This window comes from Halomonas sp. 141 (genome assembly GCF_002810305.1).
Classification (GTDB): domain Bacteria; phylum Pseudomonadota; class Gammaproteobacteria; order Pseudomonadales; family Halomonadaceae; genus Vreelandella; species Vreelandella stevensii.
Map to the genome: position 1 here is coordinate 1 of NZ_PINZ01000070.1, position 8,214 is coordinate 8,214.

Below are 8,214 nucleotides of genomic sequence, written 5' to 3' on the forward strand. Positions count from 1 at the left end.
TGGTGACCACCACCAGTAGCGCGACGCCGCCTAACCATGCGAGTAGCCGAATGCGTAAACTGCGTCTATCAATGTGAAGCAAAGAAATACCCCTGACCACGTCGCGTTTGAATGACTGATTTACCGAGATAACGGCGCAGACGAGCGATGTAGACTTCCACCAAGTTAGGTGCGGCAGCGTCCTGATCCAAGGCGTAGAGCTGCTCTAGTAGCTGATCTTTCGAGTGAATACGGTCTGGATGAAGCATTAAGTAGCGCAGTAATCGAAACTCCGTTGCTGTTAGCGAACGCCACGTTTCTCCTTCTAAGCACACGCGTTGACCCGCCTCATCCAACGAGACACCGTTAAGCGTAATCACATGAGATAACTGACCAGACTGCCTACGCAACAAGGCCTTCAGGCGAGCCATAAGTTCGGCTTCGTGGAAAGGCTTGGTGAGATAGTCATCGGCTCCGGTTTCAAGTCCGATAACTTTATCTTCCCAGGTATCGCGCGCCGTCAAAATCAAAATAGGCGTACTGCGCTTCTGCTTGCGCCAATGAGCGAGAAGATCTAACCCCGACCCATCGGGCAAACCGACATCTAAAATAGCCAGCTCATAATCCTCGGTTGCCATCAGCGACTTGGCCGCTTTCAATGAAGCGGCCAAATCAACCAGGTAACCGTTGTCCTTGAGACTCTCTGCCAAGCTTTCTGCTAACAAATCATCATCTTCGAGTAGCAACAGTTTCATGGGTCTGCGTCAGATTAGAGAGAAAAATTACCGTACATGCCGGATTCATAATGACCAGGAATGTTACAGGCATACTCTAGCTCGTTAACATTGTCAGGGACACTCCATAATAAAGTCCCGGTTTCACCAGGCGCAATGGTGACACCTGCCATGTCCATGCTGGCCATATCGTGACCGCCGCCGTGTGACATATTCGACATATCGTGGCCTCCGCCGTTGGCCATGTTTAGCATCATTTGACGATGTTCTTCTTGGGCTTCTTTGCTACCAATCACAAACTCATGTTCTAAATTGCCGGTGTTGGTGATTTCAAATTTAACAATTTCACCCGCCGCCATTTCTAGCGTTTCAGGGTCGAACCACATATCGCCAGCATCAAGAGTGATCGTGCGGTCAACGTCAGCGTCGGTCAGGCCACTGTCACCGCCGCCATGGCCGGGCGCAGCCCATGCCGCGCTTGTTACTAGGCTTAGTGAAAGAGCAAGCAAAGGAGTTGTTAAAATGGTGTTGCGCATGGTCATTTACCTCAAAAGGGTTGTTGTCACTGCTTATTTATACGGTGTTAACCTGAAACGAGCCTGAACCCAGCGGGCAGAATATGATCCATAGCAACTTTTCATTGTTCACAAGGTTACAAGGCTTGACCTTGAGGTAGCCCTAGAGTCGTAAACTTAGGACGTAATTTCTAACTGACTTGATCGGAGGCTTACCATGATGAATGCCGATTGCTTAGCTTTTATGAGCTCAATGGGCTGGTACGGCTGGCTGATGCCGCTGTTTTTTCTTCTGCTCGTAGGCTTAGGTATCGCGTCGCTCGCAAAATACTTGTTTAGCCACACAACGAGGGCAGGCCGTTCATGAAACATCTTAACGCTACTATTCTATCAATTGCTTTGGCTCTCGGGGCTACATCGGCTCAGGCTGCACTGCCGGACGAAGCTACACTGTACAAAAATCCTCAGTGCGGATGCTGTGATGAATATGCTCGCCACTTGGAAATGCTGGGAGTCGATGTAACCATTGTCGATAACGTTGAGCTCGGCGATATCAAACAGAAGGCTGGCGTCCCTTATGGTTTGGGGTCGTGCCACACCATCGAAATAGGTGACTACTGGATTGAAGGGCACGTGCCGATGGAAGCGGTCGAGGCATTATTTGAAGAACAACCTGACATAGGTGGGATCGGCCTAGCAGGGATGCCCATTGGTACACCAGGCATGCCAGGGCCTCAGGGTGAGCCTTACGAAATCTATATGTTCACTGACCACAAAGACGATTCGTTTATGACTCTGTAGTAGATTTTTTGATGTCATTACTAGGCTCCCTTGTCCTGCATGAGGTGCTGGCTAAGCTCCTCATGTATTTGACACTAAAAGCCACTTAAGACGGCTAGTGGGAGTCGATGATGGTTTTATAAAGCAGGCAGCCAGTAGCTCACACCGTTCATGGTCACCTGTACCCCGTCTCCTGAAAGCTCTATGGTCTGACGACGTAGTGCTTTTTTGGACAATTTCTTGTCATGAAAATATTCCATGGCTGTGACGATCCATTGCTCCCTCCAGCCCTCTCCTTGATCAGCACACTTCGCCATTTTCATCATGGAGCGAGCCAACTTTTCTTTCCGCCGTTTTCTTACTCGCTTCTCATCCACTCTAGGGGCTAGTGTGGTGGCATGTTGGCGATTTAAAAAATTGGTAAACCCCGTCACCGAGGCTGCTTGTCCGGGCACCGCCTGCAAATAGTTGTCCACATCACCCTGTTGAGGTAGCCGCTGCCCCTCCCGGTCTGAACCGCCCCGGTTATTCCGGAGACCGGTTTGTTTGAGTCAAGCAGCTTCACCCGACTCTTCCAGTTGACGATAATACGTCCTTTCTCGTTCTGCTGGTGGAACGTTTCCGATGGGTTCCAGCAGTCGGCGGTTGTTGAACCAGTCAACCCACTCCAGCGTGGCATACTCAACGGCATCCAGTCCCCTCCATGGGCCACGATGATGGATCACCTCCGTTTTGAACAAGCCGATGATGGTTTCAGCCAGCGCATTGTCGTAGGAGTCGCCGGTGGTGCCGACTGAGGCATTGATACCCTCGTCAGCCATACGCTCGGTGTAGCGGATCGAGAGATATTGGCTTCCCCTATCACTATGATGGATCAACCCTTGTCTGTGTTTTCGTGCCCACAGAGCTTGCTCCAGAGCGTCCAGCACCAGTGCCGTTCTCATCGACGTCGCTACACGCCAACCCACGATACAGCGTGCATAAACATCGATAACGAACGCAACGTAAACGAAGCCAGACCAGGTAGCGACATAGGTAAAATCGGCTACCCAAAGCTGATTAGGACGCATAGCCGTAAAGTCACGTTTCACTAAATCAGGTGCCCGTTTCTGGCCGGGATCACTGAGGGTCGTGAAGGGGCGTTGGCCTCGCACCACGCCGCGAATTCCTAGGCGGCGCATGAGCCGTTCTACAGTGCAACGAGCAACATTAACGCCTTCACGGCGGAGTTGCCGCCAGACCTTACGGGCACCGTAGACGCAGAAGTTTTCTTCCCACACGCGCTGAATCTCAGCGGTAAGAAACGCATCCTGTCGATACCGGTCTGCCCGCCGTTCAGGATCAGCTTCAAGTGCCTTGTGGTGGTAATACGTCGATGGGGCGATTGGCAGTTGACTACAAATCGACTCGACCCCGAACTGAGCACGATGCTCGTCGATAAATGACACCATCAATTGGGTTTGCGGTCGAGCTCCGCCTGGGCGAAAAAAGCAGCCGCCTTACGGAGAATTTCATTAGCGCGCTTCACATGCCCAGTGCACCGCGCTCTTCGTCGTCGGCTACGGCCTGAATCATCGAGCCGAAAATATCAGGATTGATCTGTGTCCAGTCCAGGCTGCCGATGTGGAGTAGATAAGAGCGTGCAATTTTGCTGAAGCGCGGTACGTCGACACTGCCGGAAAACAGACCACCGTTTACATAGGGAAACTTCCCCGCCCAGCGGGGGATGTTCGCAGCAGCATGCTCTTCTTTCCGCGTGTTCATGGCGCGGAAGATTTCGCTAATCACTTCATGGGTGTTGGCAGAATCTCTGGCGCTCATTTCTGAGACGGTGTCGGTAAATAACCCGCTACCGGCAAAGATGTCCGTATCTTCGGCAAAGAAGCAGAAGATCAGCCTAGCCATGAAATGGTTCATTTCATGGCGCTGCTCTTCCGTGCCCCAACTTGGGTTATCTTTCAGTAGCTCCACATACAGCCGGTTCAGGCGGCTGGTGGCACGAATATCAAACGAGCTTTCACGCACCTGTTTAACAGTAGTGATGCCCGCCAGGGGCAAAAAGAAACCGAAGTGGTCAGGGAATTCTTCATATTTGCAGGCAACCGTCTCGCCGCTTTCCAGCTCCTCGGCCTCTAGCATCTCACCATCGGTGGCAAGCACGAACTTCGCCTTGGCACGCGTAGTCGCGGGGCTAACCTTCAACGCAGCTAGGGTTTCGGTAACGGCACCAGCCTCCGCCACCGCGATATGGATATTGTTGGTCTGCAATACCCCGCCCCAGGAGCCAGAAAAGTCCGACTTATTCGACGTACCCGAACGCAACCGTTTGATAGTGGTTGCCTTGTTGCCAAAAGCTTCCAGAAAGGCATAAGGGAACTCAGCCGGATCAAAGGGCTGTTGTGCCAAGTCAGAAATGGCGGATTCGATTTCAACTGCGTTCATGGAGTGCCGTTTTTCCTATTCAACTGCTGGCGGGTGCTACTTAGTCGACAAGCGGTGGGGTAACATCGGTCAAATCGCAGGATAATTAACGCTGTACCGGCTTGCTAGAGCGGAAAACACTGCCCGCTGCCCGCGTCATTGACTGACCAACGCCACGCAAACCCCGGCGTTATCATGACGGAGTGACAGAAGGTTTCCAAGGACTGGGTATTCATTTCATGAAAGCTATTCTCTACGCTTGATTCTACCTATCGAGCTGGTCCATCGGAGCAACACTGATGCAAACGCCTTATAGCTCAATCGCTTTGCGTCATGACCCACTCACTTGGCAAAACATCTAACTTGCTTCATTTTTTTCGCAAAATCACCTGACAAATGGCACTTAGGCAAAAAAATAAATTGAGCACTGGAGACAGGTACTGCCCCTGGGGCAGTACCTGTGCCTTCGAGTATGAACTTCTACAGATACCCTTTTTCTGCGAATGACGTGCATCCATCACTCCCCACCACCACATGGTCAATCACCCGAATATCCATCAAGCCAAGCGCTTCTTTTAGGCGTTCAGTGATACGCCGATCCGCATCACTAGGCTCAGGATCACCACTAGGGTGGTTATGAACTAGGATCACAGCGGCGGCGTTGTAAGCGAGTGCCGCCTTTAGTACCTCTCGTGGGTACACGCTGGCTGAATCAATGGTGCCGCGAAACAGCTCTTCAAAGCGGATGACACGGTGTTGGCTATCCAGAAATAGTACGCTGAATACTTCATGTTCGTAGTCTTGAAGCAACAGCTGCAGGTGCTCAAACGCTTGAGAAGGTTGGGATATCTTGCGACCTTTGGCGAACTTGCGGCGTGCGAAACGCTTAGCCATCGTAATGATGTCTGTTTCCGTGACCGGTGACGTGACTAAGTAGGTGCCTGCCACTTCACCGGCTTTGAGTTTGCTATGGGGCATGATGACCTCCAAAAAATAAAGATGCCGGAGTGGTGGCCCCGGCATCTACGTAGTTAGTAGTGAATAAGTGTTGTGGTTTAGCGTGTAAGTCACGCCGCCATCACTTGGCTGATGCGTCGCTCCATCTCTTCATGAAAGGCCTCGACTCGCTCGGCAATCGTGCGGATCAGAGCCTCGTCTCGGTAAGCACGCTTCACAAACAGCGGCATACCCGGCCAGTAGCTCACAAAATCGATCCATTCCCGTTCACTGACCCAGAGCCCTCCCTGGCATTGGGGCACGTGCTCGTCGGGGATTTCCCCGCTGAGCAGTACCTCAATTTGGAACTTAGGCAGCTTGGTTTTGATCTCCAGCAAGCCGTTTCTGCCGATCAAACTATCCGGTGAGTAGCCCACGTTGTGGTTGAGGATTAGGCCTACTTCTTTAGGCTTCGGTGCGCTGGTCATATCGCGATACAGCGAGCGAGCGACGCTCTCTAGCTCCTGGCCCCGCTTGGTATGGGCGTTGCCTTGAAACGGCTCGGCCAACTCGCCGGTCACACGCTCGCCGATCAACTGGTGCATGTAGGTAATGGCTCCGGTACCCAACCCACCGGGGCCTTTGCCGTTTACCAGCAATGCCTTGAGTTCTGACATGGTGACGCGCCCAAGACGCGCCGCCAGCCACTCAGGAGAGCCTTGTGGCATGGTGAGTATCTTCATAACGCCTCCTGTAGGCGGTGAGTGAGCAGGCTGCGCCGCTATTTCACGGCTCGCTTGGTGAGGGATGCACGGAGCTTGTCGAAATCTGCCTGAGGCACCTGAACCGCAGCGCCGTATTTGCCGCTGAACCACTCTTGGGTAGTGGCCGGGCATTGGCTGATCAAACGCTGAATCTGCCCCGCTTGAAAGGCCGTAACCCTCTTTACAGCTGCTCGTGTGCTGGTCTGGCCATTATCGTCTTGCCCGCGTGTGGTGATGTTGAGCAAGGCGCACAGCACATAGCGCTTGCCGTAGCTGGTAGACGATCCAAATGCCTGGACGGCATTTTTGTTACCGCTCATGTCCGCAGGTAGGAGCATGCTGGTCTCTTCCCGGTGGCCGTCCTTGTGCATCAGCACGCCCGTTACTTGGATACCGCGTTCCTGGGTTTGAATACGGAAGCTCACCGCGAAGCCGTGTTTTTGCAGGATGGGACGAACGGTATCGACAATATCCTCCAGCGTGGCGTAGCAACCGTTGTTGGTTTGCCCACGCTCTTCAATGCTGGGCAACTCGGTCTGCATCGCTGCCATGGCCGCGCTGTAGGCCATCATGGCCTGGCGGTCCATCACGCGCTCCTGCATTTGCAGCAGGCGCTCCATCTTGTCGATATCGACGTCCGGGTTAAGCGCGGCACGCTCAATGACCTGGATAATGGCGGTGCTATCAGCCGTCGGATGCGCTTCTAGCGCCGCCGAACTTGGGGAGTGCTGAGCGTTGGCGTCTGCTTGAATGGAAGGTACTGGGCCTTTTTGGGGAGACGCATTTACTACATGAGTACGCTGTGCCATAGGGCACCTCCTTTTACGTGAAGAGGGAAATGCGGGCTGGTCAGCCCTGTTCATGGGGTGCGTCATTAACGAGCGCAGGAACGTCAGGTAAGTGACGCGCAATGTCAGCGGGATCGATACGCTCCAGGCGTATCTCCGCGCGATAGAACTCGCCCTGGGCACACACCAGCGACGTTGCTTTGTGGGCGTCGTGTTCTAGCAGTTGTTTGGTTAGTCGAGTGAGCGCCATCTCAATGGCGTCAGAAACAAAGCTCATGCGGGTACCTCGCGGTATAAGCCCAACAGCAAAACGCCCAGCCTTTTTAGGGGCTGGGCGTCTATGCCGTGAGGGTTAGGATGATCATTCGGTGAATCGCTTGTGGGAATGGGGGTATGGATGTCTACGACACCAACTGTAGGGCGGCATCCAAGGCCTCTTGCTTGAGCTGTGCCCCCTGACCAAACCAGGCTGAATCCATACGGGTATCGTTACTGCGTGCGCGCTTGTCGTGATCGACGTATTCCGTAACCGCATTGAGCAAGCCCCAGGCCGTGTCTTTGGCGGTCACTAAGTGAGCGCCACGACCTTCGCCTTGGTAGAGCTTCTGCACCTTATTCAGCGCCCGGTAGTTGGGCAGTTTAGAGGGATCGTCCAGCGGCTTCTCTGCCCCACAAATCACCGACTGAAGATACTGCTGCGCTTCCTGCCGAGTGATTTTACGCTCCGCTAGGGTTTTCATCCGATACATGAAGTCATTCCATTGCGACACCGAAATACCTAACTGACGCTTCACGGCACGCGGATCAAACTCTGAACGATGGGGCACTTTCACCGCTTGCGACGTGCCATCGACGGCAATTTGCAGCGTGTTATTGCACACCACCCGCACCGTGGTAGGCGTGGCCATGGTGGCAAGCGTGCCATCGCAGGAAGTGGCCAACAGCAGGTAGTCATTGACCTCATCCTGGCCTTTGAGCGACGTGCTTAAGCCACTACGGGCTAGCGCCCAGAACTTACGTCCGCCTTTCAGCACGCCAGCGGTTTCTAGCTCATATCCGGCGTACTCGGTCAGGTCACGGTAAAACTCCAAAATCTCCTCGGGCTGCACCACTTTATAGCGTTGTGACACCACCGACAGCGGTGCTTTGGTATCTGAGCGGTAGAGCACTTTTTGCTCAGGGAACGAGTGAATGCTGCCCAGGTGGCTAGCCCCTTCGGCAATAAAGCGCACCGGCGCTTCTTCAATATGCCAGTTCATACCGGCCTGTTGCTGCCAGACCTCCAGCGGTTGATGTC

General features: G+C 53.4%; 11 protein-coding genes, 1 pseudogene and 1 other annotated feature. Of the genes and pseudogenes, 2 read left to right on the forward strand and 10 right to left on the reverse strand.

The features are described from left to right. Nucleotides 1-68 precede the first annotated feature (68 nt). Together CWI66_RS16800 and CWI66_RS16805 are read right to left on the reverse strand one after the other, a co-directional pair. The gene (locus tag CWI66_RS16800) at nt 69-734 is read right to left on the reverse strand and encodes a response regulator transcription factor (RefSeq protein ID WP_009288249.1); all 666 of its coding nucleotides are present in this window, start codon (nt 732-734) and stop codon (nt 69-71) included. A 14-nt stretch (nt 735-748) separates the two neighbouring features. Beyond that, nucleotides 749-1,249: a cupredoxin domain-containing protein gene (locus tag CWI66_RS16805; protein WP_016915529.1), complete on the reverse strand. Its 501-nt coding sequence runs from the start codon at nt 1,247-1,249 to the stop codon at nt 749-751. Nucleotides 1,250-1,445: 196 nt separating this feature from the next. Between CWI66_RS16805 and CWI66_RS18245 the strand changes: the two genes are divergently transcribed. Both CWI66_RS18245 and CWI66_RS16810 read left to right on the forward strand, forming a co-directional pair. Continuing rightward, complete coding sequence (locus CWI66_RS18245; protein ID WP_167385703.1) at nt 1,446-1,595, forward strand: hypothetical protein; 150 nt, start codon at nt 1,446-1,448, stop codon at nt 1,593-1,595. Then, nucleotides 1,592-2,029 (forward strand): DUF411 domain-containing protein, encoded by a 438-nt coding sequence (locus tag CWI66_RS16810; RefSeq protein WP_016915528.1) that lies wholly within the window; start codon nt 1,592-1,594, stop codon nt 2,027-2,029. Before CWI66_RS18245 ends, CWI66_RS16810 begins: the two co-directional genes overlap by 4 nt. A 116-nt stretch (nt 2,030-2,145) precedes the next feature. Here the strand turns inward: CWI66_RS16810 and CWI66_RS18470 are convergent, their stop codons facing one another. The 8 genes and pseudogenes from CWI66_RS18470 to CWI66_RS16850 all read right to left on the reverse strand — a co-directional run. Continuing rightward, complete coding sequence (locus CWI66_RS18470; protein ID WP_229800893.1) at nt 2,146-2,484, reverse strand: hypothetical protein; 339 nt, start codon at nt 2,482-2,484, stop codon at nt 2,146-2,148. 75 nt (nt 2,485-2,559) lie between these two features. Further along, a pseudogene (locus CWI66_RS16820) lies at nt 2,560-3,536 on the reverse strand (IS3 family transposase); the annotation flags it as partial. Then, nucleotides 3,385-3,501: a sequence feature (AL1L pseudoknot), on the reverse strand. Its footprint overlaps the pseudogene before it by 117 nt. After that, nucleotides 3,533-4,450, reverse strand: a complete 918-nt coding sequence (locus tag CWI66_RS16825) for a type IIL restriction-modification enzyme MmeI (RefSeq protein WP_016915525.1) — start codon at nt 4,448-4,450, stop codon at nt 3,533-3,535. The gene CWI66_RS16825 and the pseudogene CWI66_RS16820, both read right to left, overlap by 4 nt. A 459-nt stretch (nt 4,451-4,909) precedes the next feature. Then, nucleotides 4,910-5,452, reverse strand: coding sequence for a RadC family protein (radC, locus tag CWI66_RS16830; RefSeq protein ID WP_446718686.1), 543 nt, complete (start codon nt 5,450-5,452; stop codon nt 4,910-4,912). 44 nt (nt 5,453-5,496) lie between these two features. After that, on the reverse strand, nt 5,497-6,108 hold the full coding sequence (locus tag CWI66_RS16835; protein WP_016915523.1) for a lambda exonuclease family protein: 612 nt from the start codon (nt 6,106-6,108) through the stop codon (nt 5,497-5,499). Nucleotides 6,109-6,146: 38 nt separating this feature from the next. Further along, on the reverse strand, nt 6,147-6,938 hold the full coding sequence (locus CWI66_RS16840; protein ID WP_016915522.1) for an ERF family protein: 792 nt from the start codon (nt 6,936-6,938) through the stop codon (nt 6,147-6,149). A 40-nt stretch (nt 6,939-6,978) separates the two neighbouring features. After that, entirely contained in the window at nt 6,979-7,194 is a 216-nt protein-coding gene (locus tag CWI66_RS16845; RefSeq protein ID WP_016915521.1) for a hypothetical protein, read from the reverse strand. Nucleotides 7,195-7,318: 124 nt separating this feature from the next. Continuing rightward, a partial coding sequence (locus CWI66_RS16850; RefSeq protein ID WP_100732307.1) for a DUF932 domain-containing protein occupies nt 7,319-8,214 on the reverse strand: 896 nt, incomplete at its 5' end.

Bases quoted from the DNA above. Each gene is read 5' to 3' on its own strand.
- CWI66_RS16810 (WP_016915528.1), top strand. From the start codon at position 1,592: ATGAAACATCTTAACGCTACTATTCTATCAATTGCTTTGGCTCTCGGG.
- CWI66_RS18245 (WP_167385703.1), top strand. From the start codon at position 1,446: ATGATGAATGCCGATTGCTTAGCTTTTATGAGCTCAATGGGCTGGTAC.
- radC (WP_446718686.1), bottom strand. From the start codon at position 5,452: ATGCCGGGGCCACCACTCCGGCATCTTTATTTTTTGGAGGTCATCATG.
- CWI66_RS16840 (WP_016915522.1), bottom strand. From the start codon at position 6,938: ATGGCACAGCGTACTCATGTAGTAAATGCGTCTCCCCAAAAAGGCCCA.
- CWI66_RS16825 (WP_016915525.1), bottom strand. From the start codon at position 4,450: ATGAACGCAGTTGAAATCGAATCCGCCATTTCTGACTTGGCACAACAG.
- CWI66_RS16800 (WP_009288249.1), bottom strand. From the start codon at position 734: ATGAAACTGTTGCTACTCGAAGATGATGATTTGTTAGCAGAAAGCTTG.
- CWI66_RS16835 (WP_016915523.1), bottom strand. From the start codon at position 6,108: ATGAAGATACTCACCATGCCACAAGGCTCTCCTGAGTGGCTGGCGGCG.
- CWI66_RS16845 (WP_016915521.1), bottom strand. From the start codon at position 7,194: ATGAGCTTTGTTTCTGACGCCATTGAGATGGCGCTCACTCGACTAACC.
- CWI66_RS16805 (WP_016915529.1), bottom strand. From the start codon at position 1,249: ATGCGCAACACCATTTTAACAACTCCTTTGCTTGCTCTTTCACTAAGC.